This is a genomic window from Geodermatophilus sp. SYSU D00965, assembly GCF_054050075.1.
This window is the reverse complement of record NZ_JBJGYQ010000060.1, coordinates 1-500: the sequence shown is the minus strand read 5'-3', so window position 1 is coordinate 500 and position 500 is coordinate 1. Positions and strand designations below refer to the sequence as shown.

Annotated in this window: 1 protein-coding gene; it reads right to left on the bottom strand. The window is 73.8% G+C overall.

Annotated elements, in window-relative coordinates:
- Positions 1–500: AMP-binding protein (locus tag ACI789_RS24555; protein ID WP_457012161.1), on the bottom strand; the 500-nt coding region annotated here is incomplete at both ends.

Here is a 500-nt window from a genome sequence, read left to right as displayed (position 1 = left end):
ACCACCGCGCCGTCGCGGACGCCCGGCGTGCGCAGCAGGGTGTTCTCGATCTCGCCGATCTCGATCCGGAAACCGGCGATCTTGACCTGGCTGTCGCGGCGGCCGAGGAACTCCAGCTTGCCGTCGGGCCGCCAGCGGCCGTGGTCGCCGCTGCGGTAGAGCCGCCGGCCGGGCCGGTGCGGATCGGGCACGAACGCCGCCCGGGTCCGCTCGGGGTCGTTGACGTAGCCGCGGCCCACGCACACCCCGGCGAAGACGATCTCCCCGGGGGCGCCCAGCGGCACCGGTGCCAGGTGTTGGTCGACGACGCGGATCTCCACGTTGGCGATCGGCGGCCCCAGCGGCATGCGGTCACCGGCCGGCGGGGCGTGCATGACCTCGTGGTTGGTGTCGTCGCTGGTCTCGGTCAGCCCGTAGGCGTTGACCAGCGCGATGCCCGGCTGGGCGGTGAACCAGCGGGCGGCCAGTTCGGGCTTGAGCGCCTCGCCGGTGACCGACAC